20 protein-coding genes are annotated in these 18,802 nt (G+C 70.9%); 8 read left to right on the forward strand and 12 right to left on the reverse strand.

Annotation, left to right across the window (positions count from 1 at the left end; all coding sequences use genetic code 11):
• Positions 1-142: 142 nt before the first annotated feature.
• Entirely contained in the window at positions 143-898 is a 756-nt protein-coding gene (locus tag ACWC2B_RS15630; RefSeq protein ID WP_450716998.1) for a SigE family RNA polymerase sigma factor, read from the reverse strand.
• 190 nt (positions 899-1,088) lie between these two features.
• Here ACWC2B_RS15630 and afsQ1 point away from each other — a divergent pair, with 190 nt between their 5' ends.
• From afsQ1 to ACWC2B_RS15655, 5 genes are all read left to right on the forward strand, one after another.
• A complete protein-coding gene (gene afsQ1 / locus ACWC2B_RS15635; RefSeq protein ID WP_174248559.1) occupies positions 1,089-1,766 on the forward strand; it encodes a two-component system response regulator AfsQ1 in 678 nt (225 codons plus the stop codon).
• A gap of 40 nt (positions 1,767-1,806) precedes the next feature.
• The gene (locus tag ACWC2B_RS15640; protein WP_450716999.1) at positions 1,807-3,312 is read left to right on the forward strand and encodes a sensor histidine kinase; all 1,506 of its coding nucleotides are present in this window, start codon (positions 1,807-1,809) and stop codon (positions 3,310-3,312) included.
• The gene (locus ACWC2B_RS15645; RefSeq protein WP_450717000.1) at positions 3,309-3,932 is read left to right on the forward strand and encodes a hypothetical protein; all 624 of its coding nucleotides are present in this window, start codon (positions 3,309-3,311) and stop codon (positions 3,930-3,932) included. The genes ACWC2B_RS15640 and ACWC2B_RS15645 overlap by 4 nt, the downstream gene beginning before the upstream one ends.
• 91 nt (positions 3,933-4,023) lie before the next feature.
• Complete coding sequence (locus ACWC2B_RS15650; RefSeq protein WP_450717001.1) at positions 4,024-4,575, forward strand: VanZ family protein; 552 nt, start codon at positions 4,024-4,026, stop codon at positions 4,573-4,575.
• Positions 4,576-4,671: 96 nt separating this feature from the next.
• Complete coding sequence (locus ACWC2B_RS15655) at positions 4,672-4,875, forward strand: PspC domain-containing protein (protein WP_382591954.1); 204 nt, start codon at positions 4,672-4,674, stop codon at positions 4,873-4,875.
• Positions 4,876-4,889: 14 nt separating this feature from the next.
• Here the strand turns inward: ACWC2B_RS15655 and ACWC2B_RS15660 are convergent, their stop codons facing one another.
• From ACWC2B_RS15660 to ACWC2B_RS15670, 3 genes are all read right to left on the reverse strand, one after another.
• Positions 4,890-5,582 carry a hypothetical protein gene (locus ACWC2B_RS15660; RefSeq protein WP_450717002.1) on the reverse strand — a complete coding sequence of 231 codons (693 nt, stop codon included), beginning with the start codon at positions 5,580-5,582 and terminating at the stop codon, positions 4,890-4,892.
• Between the two features lie 84 nt (positions 5,583-5,666).
• Positions 5,667-5,990 (reverse strand): hypothetical protein, encoded by a 324-nt coding sequence (locus ACWC2B_RS15665; RefSeq protein ID WP_450717003.1) that lies wholly within the window; start codon positions 5,988-5,990, stop codon positions 5,667-5,669.
• Positions 5,991-6,115: 125 nt separating this feature from the next.
• The gene (locus tag ACWC2B_RS15670) at positions 6,116-7,270 is read right to left on the reverse strand and encodes an adenosine deaminase (RefSeq protein WP_450717004.1); all 1,155 of its coding nucleotides are present in this window, start codon (positions 7,268-7,270) and stop codon (positions 6,116-6,118) included.
• Positions 7,271-7,384: 114 nt separating this feature from the next.
• On the opposite strand from ACWC2B_RS15670, the gene ACWC2B_RS15675 reads away from it, so the two are divergent.
• Positions 7,385-8,167: an alpha/beta hydrolase gene (locus tag ACWC2B_RS15675; protein WP_450717005.1), complete on the forward strand. Its 783-nt coding sequence runs from the start codon at positions 7,385-7,387 to the stop codon at positions 8,165-8,167.
• Positions 8,168-8,194: 27 nt separating this feature from the next.
• On the opposite strand, the gene ACWC2B_RS15680 is transcribed toward ACWC2B_RS15675, so the two are convergent.
• A complete protein-coding gene (locus ACWC2B_RS15680) occupies positions 8,195-9,091 on the reverse strand; it encodes a LysR family transcriptional regulator (protein WP_450717006.1) in 897 nt (298 codons plus the stop codon).
• 120 nt (positions 9,092-9,211) lie between these two features.
• Between ACWC2B_RS15680 and ACWC2B_RS15685 the strand changes: the two genes are divergently transcribed.
• Together ACWC2B_RS15685 and ACWC2B_RS15690 are read left to right on the forward strand one after the other, a co-directional pair.
• Positions 9,212-10,495: an MFS transporter gene (locus tag ACWC2B_RS15685; protein WP_450717007.1), complete on the forward strand. Its 1,284-nt coding sequence runs from the start codon at positions 9,212-9,214 to the stop codon at positions 10,493-10,495.
• Positions 10,496-10,585: 90 nt separating this feature from the next.
• Complete coding sequence (locus ACWC2B_RS15690; RefSeq protein WP_450717008.1) at positions 10,586-11,590, forward strand: sigma-70 family RNA polymerase sigma factor; 1,005 nt, start codon at positions 10,586-10,588, stop codon at positions 11,588-11,590.
• Between the two features lie 423 nt (positions 11,591-12,013).
• Here the strand turns inward: ACWC2B_RS15690 and ACWC2B_RS15695 are convergent, their stop codons facing one another.
• The 7 genes from ACWC2B_RS15695 to ACWC2B_RS15725 all read right to left on the reverse strand — a co-directional run bounded on the left by ACWC2B_RS15695 (position 12,014) and on the right by ACWC2B_RS15725 (position 18,792).
• Positions 12,014-12,322, reverse strand: a complete 309-nt coding sequence (locus ACWC2B_RS15695) for an STAS domain-containing protein (RefSeq protein WP_450717009.1) — start codon at positions 12,320-12,322, stop codon at positions 12,014-12,016.
• A gap of 43 nt (positions 12,323-12,365) precedes the next feature.
• Positions 12,366-12,953, reverse strand: a complete 588-nt coding sequence (locus tag ACWC2B_RS15700) for a Uma2 family endonuclease (protein WP_450717010.1) — start codon at positions 12,951-12,953, stop codon at positions 12,366-12,368.
• 98 nt (positions 12,954-13,051) lie between these two features.
• Positions 13,052-14,329 carry a thymidine phosphorylase gene (locus tag ACWC2B_RS15705; RefSeq protein WP_450717011.1) on the reverse strand — a complete coding sequence of 426 codons (1,278 nt, stop codon included), beginning with the start codon at positions 14,327-14,329 and terminating at the stop codon, positions 13,052-13,054.
• Positions 14,330-14,430: 101 nt separating this feature from the next.
• On the reverse strand, positions 14,431-14,823 hold the full coding sequence (locus ACWC2B_RS15710; RefSeq protein ID WP_450717012.1) for a cytidine deaminase: 393 nt from the start codon (positions 14,821-14,823) through the stop codon (positions 14,431-14,433).
• On the reverse strand, positions 14,820-16,109 hold the full coding sequence (locus ACWC2B_RS15715) for an ABC transporter permease (protein ID WP_450717013.1): 1,290 nt from the start codon (positions 16,107-16,109) through the stop codon (positions 14,820-14,822). The genes ACWC2B_RS15710 and ACWC2B_RS15715 overlap by 4 nt, the downstream gene beginning before the upstream one ends.
• Positions 16,106-17,230: an ABC transporter permease gene (locus ACWC2B_RS15720; RefSeq protein WP_450717014.1), complete on the reverse strand. Its 1,125-nt coding sequence runs from the start codon at positions 17,228-17,230 to the stop codon at positions 16,106-16,108. Before ACWC2B_RS15720 ends, ACWC2B_RS15715 begins: the two co-directional genes overlap by 4 nt.
• Positions 17,227-18,792, reverse strand: a complete 1,566-nt coding sequence (locus ACWC2B_RS15725; protein WP_450717201.1) for an ABC transporter ATP-binding protein — start codon at positions 18,790-18,792, stop codon at positions 17,227-17,229. The genes ACWC2B_RS15720 and ACWC2B_RS15725 overlap by 4 nt, the downstream gene beginning before the upstream one ends.
• Positions 18,793-18,802: the final 10 nt, after the last annotated feature.

Genomic DNA, 18,802 nt, shown 5'->3' on the forward strand with positions numbered 1-18,802 from the left:
CGCCCTCTTCATCCCGATGGTCGTCGTAGCGGCGGGCGGTCTCGCTGCGTTCTGGCCGACTGGCCCCGCCGCTTCCCCCGTTACCCCCCGTGAGTGGCCCCCGTGTCCCCCGCAGGCCACCCGCGTCCCCTCCCCCGGACCTTCAGGCCACCAGCTCGCCGAAGGACTCCTCCTCGTCACGGCCGAAGCTGAGGACCTCGTCCTCGCGCAGCCGACGCAGCGAGCGCCAGATGCTGGACTTCACCGTGCCGACACTGATGTCGAGAATGTCCGCGATCTCCGGGTCGGTGCGGCCCTCGTAGTAGCGCAGGACCAGCATCGTGCGCTGGAGTTCGGGAAGGCGGGCCAGCGCCTGCCAGAGCACCGCGCGCAGTTCGGTGCCGCGCATCGCGTCCGTGTCGCCGGCCGTCTCCGGCAGCTCCTCGGTCGGGTACTCGTTGAGCTTGCGCCGCCGCCAGGCGCTGATGTGCAGATTGGTCATCGTGCGGCGCAGATAGCCGCCGACCGCCGCCTTGTCGCTGATGCGGTCCCAGGCCCGGTAGGTGGAGAACAGCGCGCTCTGCAGCAGGTCCTCCGCCTCGTAGCGGTCGCCGGTCAGGTGGTAGGCGGTTGCGTACAGGGAGGCGCGGCGTTCCTGCACGTAGGCGGTGAACTCCGCCTCCGACAGGCTCTTCCGCTCCCCCGAGACCTCCCGGTACGCCGCCTCCCCGCTGCCCCCCGGCTTGTTCCCCGCGGCCGCAACCGCGGGGCTGTCAATCACCGTCATGTACGACGGGTGCTGACGCCCGGTGCCGCGAGCACACCCCCGCACACTCGTGGCACCGGACTTCTCGCTCCGTACGACGTCGTGGAGACGCGTCACAACTGCGCTGGAGTTGGTGCTGTGCAGTGCGTTCATCTCGCGCCCCCCGTCGGTGGAGTCTGGCTCTCGGGTGTTCTTCGGTACGAGGAAGAGCCTGCCCGGGCAGTTTCATGGGGGTGTCCGTCGACTGTCACAGGGGCGTCACAGCGGCCGCGTCGCACGTAGTTGCGGGCCGGGGGCCGGACGGGGGTCGTGCTCCTCTCCCCCATGGGCCAGAATGACCTCTGTGCCTTTCCTGTTGCTGATCGAGGACGACGACGCCATCCGCACGGCCCTCGAACTCTCCCTGTCTCGCCAGGGCCACCGTGTGGCCACCGCGGCGACGGGAGAGGACGGCCTGAAACTGCTGCGCGAGCAGCGGCCGGACCTAATCGTGCTGGATGTGATGCTGCCCGGGATCGACGGCTTCGAGGTGTGCCGCCGGATCCGGCGCACCGACCAGCTGCCGATCATTTTGCTGACCGCGCGCAACGACGACATCGACGTGGTGGTGGGCCTGGAGTCCGGCGCCGACGACTATGTGGTCAAGCCGGTCCAGGGACGGGTCCTCGACGCCCGGATCCGGGCCGTGCTGCGGCGCGGCGAGCGGGAGGCCACCGACTCGGCGGCGTTCGGCAACGTGGTGATCGACCGGGCCGCGATGACCGTCACCAAGAACGGCGAGGACCTCCAACTCACGCCCACCGAGCTGCGGTTGCTCCTCGAACTGAGCCGCCGGCCCGGCCAGGCGCTCTCCCGCCAGCAGTTGCTCCGGCTCGTGTGGGAGCACGACTACCTGGGCGACTCCCGGCTCGTCGACGCCTGTGTGCAGCGGCTGCGCGCCAAGGTCGAGGACGTGCCGTCGTCGCCGACGCTGATCCGTACGGTCCGTGGCGTGGGCTACCGCCTGGACACCCCCTCGTGAACCTGTCGCACCACCCCCGTACCCCCGATAAGCAGGGCAAGTGAAGCGAGCGATACTCGCCGGTCTGCGCTGGACCAGTCTGCGGCTGCGCCTCGTCGTGGTGTTCGCGCTCGTCGCGCTGACCGCGGCCGTCTCCGCGTCCGGCATCGCGTACTGGCTCAACCGCGAGGCCGTCCTGGTCCGTACGCAGGACTCGGCGCTCAACGACTTCCGTCAGGGCATGCAGAACCGGGCCGCCTCGCTGCCGCTGCAGCCGGCCGAGCACGATCTGCAGGTGGCGGCCAAGCAGATGGCGGACAGCAGCAACTCCCGTTACAACGTGCTGCTCGTGGCCGAGCGCGCCCCCGGCAAGCCGATCATCGGGGCGTCGAACGTGGACGGCTTCACGCTCGACGACGTACCCAAGTCGCTTCAGGACGCGGTCGACAAGAAGCAGAAGGTCACCGACGCCAACGCCTACCCGTACCACCTGTTCTGGCAGCGGATCACGCTGCACGGGCACCCCTACCTGGTCGGCGGCACGAAGATCATCGGAGCCGGGCCGACCGGCTACATGCTGGCCCCGCTCGACCAGGAGCGGCGCGACCTCAACTCGCTCGCCTGGTCGCTCGGCATCGCCACCTTCCTCGCCCTGCTCGCCTCGGCGCTGCTCGCGCAGGCGGCCGCGACCACCGTGCTGCGGCCGGTGCAGCGGCTCGGGGACGCGGCGCGCAGGCTCGGCGAGGGCAAGCTCGACACCCGGCTCAGGGTCTCCGGCACGGATGAACTGGCCGATCTCTCCAGGACGTTCAACCGGACGGCCGAGGCCCTGGAGAAGAAGGTCACCGACATGAGCGCGCGCGAGGAGGCGAGCCGCCGCTTCGTCGCCGACATGTCGCACGAGCTGCGTACGCCGCTGACCGCGCTCACCGCCGTCGCCGAGGTCCTCGACGAGGAGGAGGACAGCCTCGACCCGATGATCGCGCCCGCGGTGCGCCTCGTGGTCTCCGAGACCCGGCGCCTGAACGTCCTGGTCGAGAACCTGATGGAGGTCACCCGCTTCGACGCGGGCACCGCCCGCCTGGTCCTGGACGACGTGGACATCGCCGACCAGATCACCGCGTGCATCGACACCCGGGCCTGGCTGGACGCCGTCGAACTCGACGCCGAGCGCGGCATCATGGCCCGCCTCGACCCGCGGCGTCTCGACGTCGTCCTCGCCAACCTGATCGGCAACGCCCTCAAGCACGGCGGCTCGCCGGTCCGGGTCTCGGTGCGCGTCGAGGGCGACGAGCTGGTGATCGCGGTACGCGACCACGGGCCCGGCATCCCCGAGGACGTACTGCCGCACGTCTTCGACCGGTTCTACAAGGCCAGCGCCTCGCGGCCGCGCTCGGAGGGCTCCGGGCTCGGCCTGTCCATCGCGATGGAGAACGCGCACATCCACGGCGGCGACATCTCCGCCGCCAACTCGCCCGAAGGCGGCGCGGTGTTCGTGCTGCGGCTTCCGCTGGACGCCACCGAGCCCGCCACCGCCGGGACGCCGGAAGGGGGCGCGGAGAGTTGAGAGGACGACTTCACCGGGCAGCCGCCGCGCTGGCCGGGCTGCTCACGCTGGCCGCCGCCGCCACCGGTTGCGGCATCCGGCCCACGTCGGTCCCGGTCGACGCGGGCCCGGCGCCGTCCCGGGTGGCGTGCGAGGTGCCGGGCAACGCGGTCGCCCCGCAGTTCGAGGGCGTCACCGTGCAGGTCTACCTGGTGTGCGGGGCGCAGCTGGTCAAGGCCCAGCGTTCGGTACGGATCCCCGAGAACAAGGGCGCCCAGGACCGGCTCCGCTTCGCGCAGGCGCTGCTCGACGAGCTCATCGCCCAGCCGTCGGGCGACGAGAAGGACGCGGGGTTCACCACGGAGGTCAAGGGCCCGCTCACCGTCACGGCGGGCCGCCAGAACGACCCGGCGGGCGCGCTGCGCCTGAGCCGCAACCCGGAGGACCTCTCCGCGCTCGCGCTGTCGCAGGTGGTCTGCACGTACGCGGAGAACACCCCGACGGCGCCCGGCACCCAGCAGGTGGTGCTCGGCGGCCCCGGCGAGGACCCGGCCCGCGGCTACACCTGCACCTCCGAGATGAAGTCCCGGCCGGACAGCGCGGCCACCCTCGGCGACATCCCCCGCCCCAGTCGTACCTAGGGCCTGTCCGGTGGACCGGGCCGCGGGCGGGCAACCGGAATCACCCGTCCGCGGCGGAACCGTTCCCGCCGCGGGCCGCGTCTTGGGGGGCGTGCAGCAGCATCATGGTCAAGGCGGCAGCGCCGTCATCCGGTTCCGCGTGGTGGGGTTCGTCCTCCTCCTCGCGCATCTGCTGCTCGTGGCGTGGACCTCGCTGCGGCCACGCGACGTGATGTGGGTGACGGCCACCAATCTGACGCCGCTCGCCGGCATCAAGGCCGACCTCGCGCTCGGCCCCCTGGAGGCCGCCCACCAGATCGGCGAGGGCCTGCTGCTGCTCGCCCCGCTGGGGGTGCTGCTCCCGATGGCCGGCGGCCGCCTCCAGGTCTCGCCGCTCGCATCGCTGGTACGCACCGTGCTCGCCGGGGCGCTGATCTCGCTCGGCATCGCGCTGCTGCAGACGGCCGTGCCCGGCCAGGTCCCCGATGTGGACTCGCTGCTCCTGAACACCACCGGCGTCGCCCTCGCCCACCTCGCGGTGGTACCGGCGGGACGACGGGGCCTCCGCCGCAGGAACCAGCGCGAGCGGCCCGCCGCCGTCCTTCGGGAGGACTCCCCTCAGGGACGTACCCCGACGATTCCCAGGGTCGGGATCGCCCCTTAGCCCGATGGTTCGTCCGCTTGTGGGCGGGAGTATGGAGACATCGCAAGGGAGCCCACCAAGAAGCGGCTCCCCACTCCAGCTCCGAAGGAGCCTGCCATGAGCGCCCCTCTTGTCCGCCCGACCGAAGGCCGCCGGATCGGCGGAGTGTGCGCAGCGCTGGCACGGCGCTTCGGCACCTCCGCGACCACGATGCGCGTGATCTTCCTCGTCTCGTGCCTGCTGCCGGGACCGCAGTTCCTGGTCTACCTGGCGATGTGGGCCCTGATACCCGCCGAGAAGTCGCCGCGCACCGCCTGGTAGTCGGAGCGCGCGTCTCAGCTCTTGCCGGTCCGGGCCAGCTTGTCGAGCTGCCGGTCGGCGACCTCGTGCGGCACGGCCGCCGTCGCGGGCGCCCGCCCCGACAGGTTGATCGCCATGAACCGCACGATGGTGGTGCCCTGGCGCACCACGACGATGTGCACCGGCGCCGGTGCCCCCTCGGCGAGCGCGGATGCCGTCCAGCTGACCGACTCGTCGCCCTTCACCGCGTACGGCACCGCACACACCTCCCGGTACGCGGCCCTGCGGCCGTCGAGGACCGTGGTGAATTCCTTGCCGCAGCGGGTCAGGGCCGTCCTGAGCTCCGCGATGAGGTGCTTGGCATCCGGTGCGGAGTACGCGGACAGCGAGGCCGACACCGCGAGGCCCGGTGTTCTGCGCGAGCCGAGGCCGCGGCTCACCGTCGCGCGGGCCCGGCCGTCGGGCGCCTCGCCCATCACTTCGGCGAGCGGCTCGCACGCGGCGCGGTCGGCGATCGGGGTGCCCCGGACGGCGTCGGGCGAGCGATCGCCGGAAATCTCGTATCCGGGCACGTCGCCTGCCTCAAGTGCCGCCCGGTGCAAGGCGGTTGGCGTCCGGTTCTGGCCGCTCACGGATTCGACCGGCCCGTCCGGCGGCCCGGTACAGGCGGCGCCGAGCAGCGCGGTCAGGACGAGCACCGCCGCACGGGCATATGCCTTCGGACGCATGATCCAGACCCTACTCACACACCGCCGGGGCGCACACCCGGCTCACGGGTGTGCGCCCCGGCGGGGCGTGGTCCGGTGCGGGCGTCAGCCGGTGAGGCCGCCGGGCAGGGTGGCGGCGCCGGAGAGGTTGTTCGCCACGGGGCCGGTCGGCATTCCACCGAGCAGGCTGCCCACCGGGTCGCTGGCCTCCTGCTGCTGGCCCGACAGCGGCTTGCCGGTCAGCGACTTGTGCGCGGCCGCGGGCAGCGCCTTGCCGACGGTCCCGACGGTGCCGACCGGGGCCCCCGCGGCGACGGTCGACAGCGGTCCGAAGTGCGGAAGCGTGGAGGCGGACGCCGTCCCGGCGGCAGCGGCGGCGAAGGCGGCACCGAGGGCAACGACACCGAGCGTCTTGGCAGACTGCTTCATCAGAAATATGTCCTTGGGGTGGGAAAGGTGAGCGACTCGTCAAGCTAGTCAGCCGAGGTCCCGGGTCGCAAACAGAGCAAAACGGCCGGGATTTCACACTCCCGGCCGTTTTCCTATACCTAAGATCAGCCGCCCGCGATCGCAGAACCACTGGTCGTAGCGGTCTGCTGGAACAGCCATTCGGACTTCAGCTCGGCATATCCGGGCTTGATCACGTCATTGATCATGGCCAGTCGTTCATCGAAAGGAATGAATGCTGATTTCATCGCATTGACCGTGAACCACTGCATGTCATCCAGCGTGTAGCCGAAGGCATTCGTCAGGTGCTCGAATTCCTGGCTCATGCTGGTGCCCGACATCAGCCGGTTGTCCGTGTTCACGGTGGCCCGGAAGTGCAGCTTGCGCAGCAGGCCGATGGGGTGGTCCGCGTAGGAGGTGGCGGCGCCGGTCTGGAGGTTCGAGGTCGGGCACATCTCCAGCGGGATCCGCTTGTCGCGCACGTACGAGGCGAGCCGGCCCAGCTTCACGCTGCCGTCGTCGGCGACCTCGATGTCGTCGATGATGCGCACCCCGTGGCCGAGCCGGTCGGCGCCGCACCACTGGAGCGCCTGCCAGATCGACGGCAGGCCGAAGGCCTCGCCCGCGTGGATGGTGAAGTGGTTGTTCTCGCGCTTGAGGTACTCGAAGGCGTCGAGGTGCCGGGTGGGCGGGAAGCCCGCCTCGGCGCCCGCGATGTCGAAGCCGACGACGCCGGAGTCCCGGTAGGAGTTGGCGAGTTCGGCGATCTCCAGGGCGCGGGCGGCGTGCCGCATCGCGGTGAGCAGCGCGCCCACCCGGATGCGGTGGCCGTTCGCGCGGGCCAGCCGCTCGCCTTCGCGGAAGCCCGCGTTGACCGCCTCGACGACCTCTTCGAGGGTCAGGCCCTGCTCCAGGTGCTGCTCGGGCGCGTAGCGCACCTCGGCGTAGACGACGCCGTCCTCGGCGAGGTCCTCGGCGCACTCGGCGGCGACGCGGAACAGCGCGTCGCGGGTCTGCATGACGGCACAGGTGTGCGCGAACGTCTCCAAGTACCGTTCCAGGGACCCCGAGTCGGCCGCCTCGCGGAACCAGATGCCGAGCTTGTCGGCCTCGGTCTCGGGCAGGCCCTCATAGCCGGTGTCCCGGGCGATGTCGATGATGGTCCCGGGTCGCAGACCCCCGTCGAGGTGGTCGTGGAGCAGCACCTTCGGGGCACGGCTGATCTGATCCGGGGTGGGCACGGATGCGGTCTGGCTCGTCATCTGCGCACTCTAGCCCCTACGCGCGTAGATCACCGGGCGTCCGAACATCGTCGATACGTAACAGTGACCGTGCAGACGGGTGGAGTACACCCGGGCTTCTGAGACTGTTCTGCCATGGCACAGCAAGCGATTCCCCTGCCTGCTGCCCGGCTGGGACGGGCCGTCGGTGCGACGGGCACCGGCGCGACGGTCAGCGGTGTGGTTCTCGTGCTCCCGGACGGCGACCCCGTCTCGGCACGCCGGCCCTCCCCCATCGCATACGCGGCAGCGCTGCCGCTGGCCCGCAGGCTGGCCCGGGACGGGCGCGAGGAGGGCCTGGTGGCGCACGCCGTGCACTACCGCGGCCAGGGCTGGAACGGCGGCGACGCCCAACTCGCCACGGATGCCGACTGGGCTGCGGACGAGGTCGTACGCCGCTACGGAGACGTGCCGGTGTGCCTGGCCGGGCACGGCATGGGCGGCCGGGCCGCGCTGCGGGCGGCGGGCCATCCGGCGGTCAACTCGGTTCTGGCGCTGGCCCCTTGGATCCCGGAGGACGATGTGGCGGCCGACCCGGAGCCGGTGAAGCAGTTGGTGGGACGGCACGTGATGATCGTGCACGGCACCAATGACGCGCGCAGCGACCCGGAGTTGTCCTACCGCCTCGCCGAGCGCGCCAAGAAGGCCAACCGGGACACCTGCCGCTTCGAGGTCCACTCCGACGGGCACGCGCTGCGCCAGCATCGTCCCGAAGTCCACGCGCTGGCCGTGGACTTCGTGTTCGGCACGCTCTTCTCCCGCCCGTACGCCCGCCCGGTCGCCGACGCGTTCGCCGCGCCACCGCCGCTGGGCCTGCGCATGCCACTGGCCGCCGGATTCGGCAAGTCCCTCAAAGGCAGCAAGTCCCTTAAAAACTGAGGGAGTTGCTCGCCTACTGCAAGAAGGTCACTCGGGGATCAGCTTTCCCCGGCGGGACAGCAGGAAGGCCTTGAAGGCGGCCACCGGCGGGGTGTCCGGGTGGCCGTCCAGCCAGGCGACCCCGATCTCGCGCACCGCGCGCGGGGCGGTGACGGTCAGCTCGACGACACCCGGCCGGGCGACCGCGGGCGGCGGGAGCAGCGCCACGCCGAGTCCGGCCGCGACCAGGCCGCGCAGCGTCTCGGCCTCCTCGCCCTCGAAGGCGATGCGCGGCGCGAATCCCGCGTCCGCGCACAGGTCGTCGGTGATGCGGCGCAGTCCGTAGCCGGGCTCCAGGGTCACGAAGGTCTCGTCGGCCGCCTCCGCGAGCCGCACCCGCTTGCGCCCCGCGAGCCGGTGGTCGTCGGGCACCACCAGACGCAGCCGCTGCTCGTCCAGGCGCCGGGCCGCGAGGTCGGGCGCGTCCGGCACCGGCGAGGTCAGACACAGGTCGAGCTCCCCGGCGCGCAGCCGCTCGATCATCGCCTCGCCGTAGTTCTGCACGAGGGTGAAGCGGATACGGGGGTGGTCGACCCGGAAGGCGCGGATGAGACCCGGCACTGTTTCGGAGCCCATGGTGTGAAGGAAGCCGAAGGCGACCTTGCCGGCCGCCGGGTCGGCGTCCGCGCGCATCGACTCGGCGGCCCGGCCGACCTCGGCGAGCGCCCGCTCGGCGGAGCCGAGGAAGGTGCGGCCCGCGGCGGTCAGCGAGACGGTGCGGCCCTTGCGCGCGAACAGGGCGACACCCAGGTCCTCTTCGAGCCGGACCATGGCACGCGAGAGGGTCGACTGGGGCACGCCGAGCTCGTGCGCGGCGCGGGTGACGTGCTCGTGGCGGGCCACTCCGGCGAAGTAGGCGAGCCGCGGCGCGAGTGCCATGGCCATGTCTTCTTCGTAACTGTTCAATGACACGCGCGCCCCTGACCTCGGCTAATGCATATGTGGATCGATTGTCGCCCATCTGTGCATTGGACGCATAAACGCAGGCAGGCCTACGGTCTACGCATGCCTCCTGCCAGTACCGGGGCGTCCACGACCGTGGGCGCCTCCATCTCGTCGTCCCCGCTCCAGCTCACCCCCGGCGCCGCCGGCTACCGGCGGATGAGCTTCGCGCTCTTCGCCGCCGGTGTCGCCACCTTCGCCCTCCTCTACTCCACCCAGGCCCTGCTGCCGCTGATCTCCGCGGACCTCGGGGCCACGGCGAGCGCGGCGAGCTGGACGGTGTCGGCGGCGACCGGCGCCCTCGCCCTGTTCGTGCTGCCGCTGAGCGCGCTGTCCGAGCGGTTCGGGCGGACCCGGATGATGACGGTGTCGCTGGCGGTCGCGGTCGCCGTGGGCCTCCTGGTCCCCTTCGCGCCCAACGTGGGGTGGCTGGTGGCGCTGCGCGCGGTGCAGGGCGCGGCGCTCGCGGGTCTGCCCGCCTCGGCGATGGCGTACCTGGCGGAGGAAGTGAAGGCGAAGGCGCTGGTCGGGGCGATCGGCCTGTTCGTCGCGGGCAACTCGATCGGTGGCATGAGCGGGCGCATCCTGACCGGCTGGGTGGCGCAGGCCTGGGGCTGGCGCGCGGCGCTGCTCTCGGTGGGCGCCCTGGCCGCGGTGTGCGCGGTGGTGTTCCGGCTACTCCTCCCCAAGGCCCGCAATTTCACACCGGGTTCGCTGAACCCGCGCGCCCTGGCCCACACCGTGCGCGGCCACCTCGCCGACCCGCTGCTGGTCCGCCTGTACGCGATCGGCGCGCTGTTCATGACGGTGTTCGGCGCGGTCTACACGGTGATCGGCTACCGCCTCACCGCGGCGCCGTTCCACCTGCCGCAGGGCCTGATCGGCTCGATCTTCCTGGTCTACCTGGTCGGTACGGTCTCCTCTGCCGCGGCCGGCCAACTGGTGGCCCGGGTGGGCCGCCGCGGCGCCCTGTACCTGGCGGTCTCCACGACCGCGGCGGGACTGCTGCTGTCGCTCGCCTCCTCGCTGCCCGCGATCCTGGCGGGCCTTGTCCTCATCACGGCGGGCTTCTTCGCGGGCCACGCGGTCGCCTCGTCCTCGGTGAGCCACACCGCCAAGCACGGCCGCGCCCAGGCGTCCGCCCTGTACCAGTCCGCCTACTACCTGGGCTCCAGCGCGGGCGGCACGCTCGGCGCGGTCGCCTTCCACGCGGCGGGCTGGCCGGCCACGGTGCTGCTCGGCGTCCTCGCGGTCCTCGGCGTCGTCTCGGTCACCCTCTACGGCTCGCACGCGGCCCGCGCCGAGCGCCGCACCCACCGCCTGCACCTGGCACCCGCCCGCCACTGACCTGCGCTTTCCCCCGTAGCCGAGCGATTGTCAGTGGGGTCCGGTAGCTTCCGAAGTGCTGGCACCACAGGCGCGACATGGGGCGGACCGATGAGTGATCTCGTAGCGACGGCGGATCTGGACGTACGGCTCGAAGAGCATCGCAGGGAGCTGACGGGGTACTGCTACCGGATGCTCGGCTCGGCCTTCGAGGCGGAGGACGCGGTGCAGGACACGCTGGTGCGGGCGTGGCGCAGCATCGACAAGTTCGAGGGCCGCTCCTCGCTGCGCTCGTGGCTGTACCGCATCGCGACGAACGTGTGCCTGGACATGCTGACCGCGGGCAACAAGCGGGCCCGCCCCATGGACCTGACGGCGGCGACGCCGGTCGCGAACGCCCAGCTCAACTCCCGCCCGGAAGTGACCTGGTTGGAGCCGGTTCCGGACGGGCGGGTGCTGCCGACGATCGAGGACCCGGCGGAGGCGGCGCTGGCCCGCGAGTCGGTGCGGCTCGCGTTCGTGGCCGCGCTCCAGCACCTTCCGCCGAAGCAGCGGGCGGTGCTGATCCTGCGCGAGGTGCTCGCGTGGAAGGCGAGCGAGGTCGCGGAGCTGCTCGACACGAGCGTGGCCTCGGTCAACTCGGCTCTCCAGCGGGCCCGTTCGACGCTCGCGGAGTCGGAGCCGAAGGAATCGGACGCGGCGAACCCGCTCGACGAGGAGCAGCAGAAACTCCTTGAGCGGTACGTGGCCGCCTTCGAGGGCTACGACATGACAGCGCTGACCGCCCTGCTCCACGAGGACGCCACGCTGTCCATGCCGCCGTACGACCTGTGGCTGCGCGGCCACGACGACATCGTGGGCTGGATGCTGGGCGTGGGCAGCGTCTGCCGGGGCTCCCGCCTGCTGCCGACGGTGGCCAACGGCACGCCCGCGTTCGCGCACTACCACGCGGACAAGGAGAAGGGCGGGTTCACGCCCTGGGCGCTGATGGTGATCGAGACGAGCGGGGGCAAGGTCTCGGGGATCTGCTCGTTCCTGGACACGGAACGCTGGTTTCCGCTGTTCGACCTGCCGGCCCGCTTGGACGAGGAGGGCCGCCCGGTCCCGGCCCCGTGAGCACGCGGGCCCGGCGGTCGCTGCCCGGGGCTCTGCCCCGGACCCCGGGTGCCCCTCCCCGCCCCTTCCCTAAACCCGCCGGGGGTGACGTACTCGGGCACGGCCCGGTGGTCGTTACCTGGGGCTCCGCCCCAGACCCCGTATCGCGCCTTGAGGGCGCTCGTCCTCAAACTCCCCCAAGGCCTTAAGGGCCAGGGGGGACCCCCATGATGGGCTGAAGTGCCCGGTGCGGGCCAGCACCGACCCTGCCAGGGGCGCGGGGCTGTGACACGTGCGGCTCCGCCGCGATGGGGGTCCCCCCTGTTCATGGGGGTCCCCCCTGTTCGAGCGAAGCTGAGAACTCGGGGGAGAAGCCGAGAACTTGGGGGAGCGACCAGCCACACACGACCCGCACCCGACTGACGAGCCCAGCGAGCCCGATGCTCAGTCGAGCCCCAGCCCCGCCAGCTCAAGCAGCGCGACGAGCCCCGCCCCGGCATTCCTCATCTGGACGCGGCCCCCGGCCCGCCGCGCGGTGAGCCGCAGCCGGGCCACCGCCTCGACGGCTGCAAGGTCGGCCCGGGTCAGTGCGGCGAGGTCACACACGACCTCCCGAGCCCCGGCCCCGTACAGCCCGCGCAGCCGCTCGCACAGGAGCGGGACGTCGGCGAAGGTGACGGGGGCGGGGACGACGAGGACAGGGGGCTGCTCCGCAGGATCGGTGGCTTCCACACCGATGAGACCGCGGCGCAACGCGGAACTCATCGGTGCGGGCCCGACGAAGGCACCCTGATGCCTAGTCGACAGGGAACAACCCGGTATCCAGAGCCAGGCCGAACGGCTCGGGCAGCCGGATCACCTCACCGAACTTGGCCGCCTGCAGGACCCTGTAGACATCGCCCTTCGGCTTGCCGTAGAGGGTCGCCATGGGGCCGGCTGGAGCCCAGCGGTCGATCAGGAGATAGAGCGGAACGCCTGCCGCGGCATAACCCGCCGCCTTCGTCACACGGTCGTGGACCGCGTTGGCCTGCGATGTGATCTCTACGACCAACTCGGCTGCGGCCGCCGGGACGAAATTGCCCGGCTCTGCATCCACCACTGCGTCCGGCACGACAACCAGGTCCGGGATGTACAGACCGCGCCGGGAAGGGACGGCCACGCCCAAGGTCTGGTGCGGGTTCCAGTCCTCGGGGATAGCGCCGAGAAGCGCGCGATGAACCTTGGCCGCAATGCTGTTGTGCCGGTTGGCCGGAGCTGGTGACACGGTGATGATCCCCTCGATGATCTCCACCTTGCAGCCCTCGGGCCAGTTCGACTCCTCCCAGAGGCGGACAAGGTCGTCCCAGCCCTGACCGGGGTCGTAGTCGACGGTGAGTGCGCTCACGGCGGTCTCCTCGCATTGGTACGCCACCGAGTCCAGCATGCCGAACGGGACCGGCGGAGGTCCACCGATCCCGTTCACCCGTACAAAGAACGTACAGCTCAGGCGATGCGCTCCAGCACGATCGGGTTAGCCGTGAACCCCGTCCCCGCCGGCGCCACGTCGTACGACCCCGCCACCGACTCCAGCGCGTACTCGAACTTCTCCGGCGTGTCCGTGTGCAGGGTCAGCAGGGGCTGGCCCGCTGTCACCGTGTCGCCCGGCTTGGCGTGGAGCTCGACGCCCGCGCCGGCCTGCACCGGGTCCTCCTTACGGGCGCGGCCCGCGCCCAGGCGCCAGGCGGCGACGCCGATGTCGTACGCGTCCAGGCGGGTCAGGACGCCCGAGGACGGGGCGGTGATCACATGCTGCTCACGCGCGACCGGCAGGGCCGCGTCCGGGTCGCCGCCCTGGGCCGCGATCATCCGGCGCCACACGTCCATCGCGGAGCCGTCCGCGAGGGCCTTCGCCGGGTCTGCGTCCTTGATGCCCGCCGCGTCCAGCATTTCGCGGGCAAGCGCGATGGTGAGCTCGACGACGTCGGCAGGGCCGCCACCGGCCAACACCTCGACGGATTCCCGGACTTCGAGGGCGTTGCCGGCGGTCAGGCCGAGCGGGGTGGACATGTCGGTGAGCAGAGCGACCGTCTTCACGCCGCTGTCCGTGCCCAACGCGACCATCGTGGAAGCCAGTTCACGGGCGTCCTCGATGTTCTTCATGAACGCGCCGGTGCCGACCTTCACGTCCAGGACCAGCGAGCCGGTGCCCTCCGCGATCTTCTTCGACATGATCGAGCTGGCGATCAGGGGGATCGCCTCGACCGTGCCCGTTACGTCGCGCAGCGCGTACAGCTTCTTGTCCGCCGGGGCAAGGCCGTCGCCCGCCGCGCAGATGACCGCGCCCGTGGTGTCGAGGACGTTCAGCATCTCCTCGTTGGAGAGCAGCGCGCGCCAGCCGGGGATCGACTCCAGCTTGTCGAGCGTGCCGCCGGTGTGGCCGAGGCCCCGGCCCGAGAGCTGCGGAACGGCCGCGCCGCAGGCCGCGACCAGCGGGGCGAGCGGCAGGGTGATCTTGTCGCCGACGCCGCCGGTGGAGTGCTTGTCGGCGGTGGGGCGCGAGAGCGAGTCGAAGTTCATGCGCTCGCCGGAGGCGATCATGGCCGCGGTCCAGCGGGCGATCTCCGTGCGGTTCATGCCGTTGAGGAGGATCGCCATGGCCAGGGCGGACATCTGCTCGTCGGCGACCACGCCGCGCGTGTACGCGTCGATGACCCAGTCGATCTGCTCGGGAGACAGCTCGCCCCGGTCTCGCTTGGTGCGGATGACGGAGATGACGTCCATGTCTTTCCTTCCGGCTTGGTGCACGTTACGTGCGCGACTCTACGCGCATAGAGGGGAGTTGAGAGTGCGGCCCCCGCGCAGGGAGCGCAGGGGCCGCGGTGTTACTTGAGGTGGTCCGGGCCGAAGGCCTGGGGCAGCATGTCGGACAGCTTGAGGATGCCCGCCGGGGTCTCCAACAGGAGCTCCGGGCCGCCGAATTCGAAGAGCAGCTGGCGGCACCGGCCGCACGGCACGAGCACGTCGCCATGGCCGTCGACGCAGGTGAAGTGCGTCAGGCGGCCACCGCCGGACAGCTGGAGCGCCGAGACGAGCCCGCACTCGGCGCACAGCCCGATGCCGTACGAGGCGTTCTCGACGTTGCAGCCGGTGACGGTGCGCCCGTCGTCGACCAGGGCCGCCGCGCCGACCGGGTAGCCCGAGTACGGCGCGTACGCGCGGGACATGGCCTCGCGCGCGGCCGTGCGCAGCGCCTCCCAGTCGGGCGTCGGCGTCACTTGCCCTGGCCCTTCCGGTAGCGCATGCCGTCCGCCTTGGGCATCCGCAGGCGCTGCGCGGAGAGCGAGAGCACGAGCAGCGTCACGACGTACGGGGTCGCGCCGACGAAGTCGCCGGGCACGTCGTCGGTCAGCAGGTACCAGACCAGGATGGCCACGGCCATCAGAGCGCTGATCCCGGCCTGGAGCCATGCCTTCTTGTACGTCTTCCAGCCCGCGAGCGCCGCGAGCAGCACGACGAGCAGGAGCAGCAGGGCGTGCACGGTGGTGCCGCCGTTGCGCAGCTGGAGCGCGTCGGAGAAGCCGAACAGGCCCGCGCCCATGGCGAGGCCGCCCGGACGCCAGTTGCCGAAGATCATCGCGGCGAGGCCGATGTAGCCGCGGCCGCCGGTCTGGCCCTCCAGGTAGATGTGCGAGGTGACCAGGGCGAGGAACGCCCCGCCGAGGCCGGCGAGGCCGCCGGAGACGGCGACCGCCGCGTACTTGTAGGAGTACACGTTGACGCCGAGGGACTCGGCCGCGATCGGGTTCTCGCCGCAGGAGCGCAGGCGCAGGCCGAAGGCCGTCTTCCACAGCAGCCACCAGGTGCCGACGAACAGCGCGACGGCGATGACGGTGACCCAGGAGACCTCGGTGACCAGGCCGCCGAGGATGCCGGCGAGGTCGGAGATGAGGAACCAGTGGTGCTTCTGGATCGACTCCAGGCCGGAGGAGAGGCCCGGGATGCTGAAGCTGGGCAGTGCGTCGGCGGGCGGCGACTGCTTGGGGTTGCCGCCCTTGACCTGGGCCTCGCCGCCGTTGAAGAACAGCTTGGCCAGGTACTGCGTCACGCCGAGCGCGAGCAGGTTGATCGCGACACCGGAGACGATGTGGTCGACGCCGAAGGTGATGGTGGCGACCGCGTGGATCAGACCGCCGATGACGCCGAAGCCGATGCCCGCGATCAGGCCGAGCCAGGGGCTGGACTGCCAGCCGACATAACCGGCCCCGAAGGTGCCGAGGATCATCATGCCTTCGAGGCCGATGTTGACCACGCCGGCCCGCTCGGACCACAGGCCGGCCAGGCCCGCGAGCCCGATCGGCACGGCGAGGCCGAGCGCGGCGCTGATCTGGCCCTCGCTGGTGAGCTGGTCGGCGCCGGTGATGATGCGTACGGCGGAGACGAGGATCAGCGCACCCGCGATGATCATCAGGACCTGCGCGAGGGAGAACTTGCGCTTGGCGTTGCCCCGCTTGACCCCGGCCGGAGGCGGTGGGGTCGTGGTCGTTTCGGTCGTGACGCTCATGCCGTCACCTCCGTCTCGGTCTTGGCGGCCTGCGCCGCGAGCTCGGCGCCGACTCGCTGCTGCTGGCGCTTGAGGCCGTAACGGCGGACGAGTTCGTAGGCGATCACGACGCACAGGACGATGACGCCCTGGATCACGCCGAGGATCTCCTTGTCGTAACCGATCACTTCGAAGTGGCCGGTGGTGCGCTCCAGGTAGCCCCAGAGCAGCGCGGCGAGCGCGACGCCCACCGGGTGGTTGCGGCCGAGCAGGGCGATCGCGATGCCCGTGAAGCCGAGGCCGAGGGGGAAGCTGTTGTCGAACTGGTGGCTGTCGTTGAGCAGCGTCGGCAGGCCGACCAGACCGGCGACCGCACCCGAGATGATCATGCTGGTGACGATCATCTTCTTGACGTTGGCACCGCTCGCGGCGGCCGCGGACTCGGACTGGCCGACGGCTCGCAGGTCGAAGCCGAAGCGGGTGCGGCCGAGCGTGAACCAGTACGCGATGCCGACGATCACGGCGACGACGATGAATCCCCACAGCTGTCCGGCCAGGCCCATGTCCAGGGTGAAGAACCACGAGGACTCGGGCAGCGGCTTGGTGGAGACCAGCGTGCCGGCCGAGTCGAGCTGGCCCAGGCGCTCCGGCTGGAGCAGATAGGCGATGATCGCGGTCGCGATGGCGTTCAGCATGATGGTCGAGATGACCTCGCTGACGCCCCGGGTGACCTTCAGGATGCCCGCGACCGCCGACCACATCGCGCCGACGAGCATGGCGACGATGATGATGACCGGGATCTGCACGATGCCCGGCAGGCTCATCGCGCCGCCGACCACCGCGGCGAGGAAGGCCGCCAGGCGGTACTGGCCGTCGACGCCGATGTTGAACAGGTTCATCCGGAAGCCGACGGCCACCGCGATGCCCGCCAGGTAGTACGTCGTCGCCTTGTTGAGGATGTAGACCTGGCTGTCGCTCGCCGAGCCGTACGACAGCATGTCGTTGAAGGCCGGGAACGGGTTCCTGCCGGTGGCGAGGATGACAAGCGCGGTGACGACAAGGGCCGCGACGAGCGCGAGCACGGGGGCCGCGATCGCGAGGAGCAGCTTCTCCCTGTCGATGCGGGAGGTGAGCTTCTTCATCGGTCCTCTCCCCCAGTGTTCTCCTGGTGCTCCAGGTGGCCGGTGGCGGCACCGGTCATGGCGGAGCCCAGTTCCTCGGGGGTGATCGTGGCGGGGTCGGCGTCGGCGACCAGACGGCCCCGGTACATCACCCGCAGGGTGTCGGACAGGCCGATCAGCTCGTCCAGGTCGGCGGAGATCAGGAGTACGGCGAGGCCCTCACGGCGGGCCTCCCGGATCTGGTCCCAGATCTGCGCCTGGGCGCCGACGTCCACGCCCCGGGTGGGGTGTGCGGCGATCAGCAGCTTGGGGTTGTGGCTCATCTCGCGGCCGACGATCAGCTTCTGCTGGTTGCCGCCGGACAGGGACGCCGCGGTGACCTCGATGCCGGGCGTGCGCACGTCGTAGTCGCGCACGATCCGCTCGGTGTCGCTGCGGGCGGCCTTGTTGTCGAGGAGCGGGCCCTTGGAGTTGGGCTTCTCGGTGACGTGGCCGAGGATGCGGTTCTCCCAGAGCGGGGCCTCAAGGAGCAGGCCGTGGCGGTGGCGGTCCTCGGGGATGTATCCGATGCCGCCCTCGCGGCGCTTGCGCGTCGGGGCCGTGGAGATGTCCGCGGTGTCGAGCGTGATGACACCGCCGTCGGGGATGCGCATGCCCATGATGGCCTCGACGAGCTCGGCCTGGCCGTTGCCCTCGACGCCGGCGATGCCGAGGACCTCGCCCTTGTGGATCGTGAAGGAGACCGAGGAGAGCACCTCGCGGACCACGCCGTCGGGGTCGGTGGCCGCCAGGCGCAGGTCTTCGACCTTGAGCATGGGGACCGTGGTGACCGTCGACTCGCGGGTCTCGGGCGAGGGCAGCTCGCTGCCCACCATCAGCTCGGCGAGCTGCTTGGTGGTGGTCGTACGGGGGTCGGCGGTGCCCACCGTGGTGCCGCGCCGGATCACCGTGATCTCGTCGGCGACCGAGAGCACCTCGCCGAGCTTGTGCGAGATGAAGATGACGGTCAGGCCCTCGGCCTTGAGCTCGCGCAGGTTGTCGAAGAGCGCCTCGACCTCCTGCGGGACCAGGACCGCGGTCGGCTCGTCGAGGATGAGGGTGCGCGCGCCGCGGTAGAGGACCTTGAGGATCTCCACGCGCTGGCGGTCGGCGACACCGAGGTCCTCGACCATGGCGTCCGGGCGGATCCCGAGGCCGTACGCGTCCGAGATCTCCTTGATCTTGTTGCGGGCCTTGCCGCCGATCCCGTACAGCTTCTCGCCGCCGAGGACGACGTTCTCCAGGACGGTCAGGTTGTCGGCCAGCATGAAGTGCTGGTGGACCATGCCGATGCCGAGCGCGATGGCGTCGGCCGGGCTGGAGAAGGAGGCCTGGGTGCCGTCGATGGTGATGGTGCCCTCGTCCGGCTTCTGCATGCCGTAGAGGATCTTCATCAGGGTCGACTTGCCGGCGCCGTTCTCACCGCACAGGGCGTGCACGGTGCCCTTGCGGACGGTGATGTCGATGTCCTTGTTGGCGACGACACCGGGGAATCGTTTGGTGATGCCGCGCAGTTCGACGGCGGGAGGGCTGGACGCGTTGATGGCGCACTCT

The sequence above is a fragment of the Streptomyces sp. NPDC001415 genome (genome assembly GCF_053597395.1).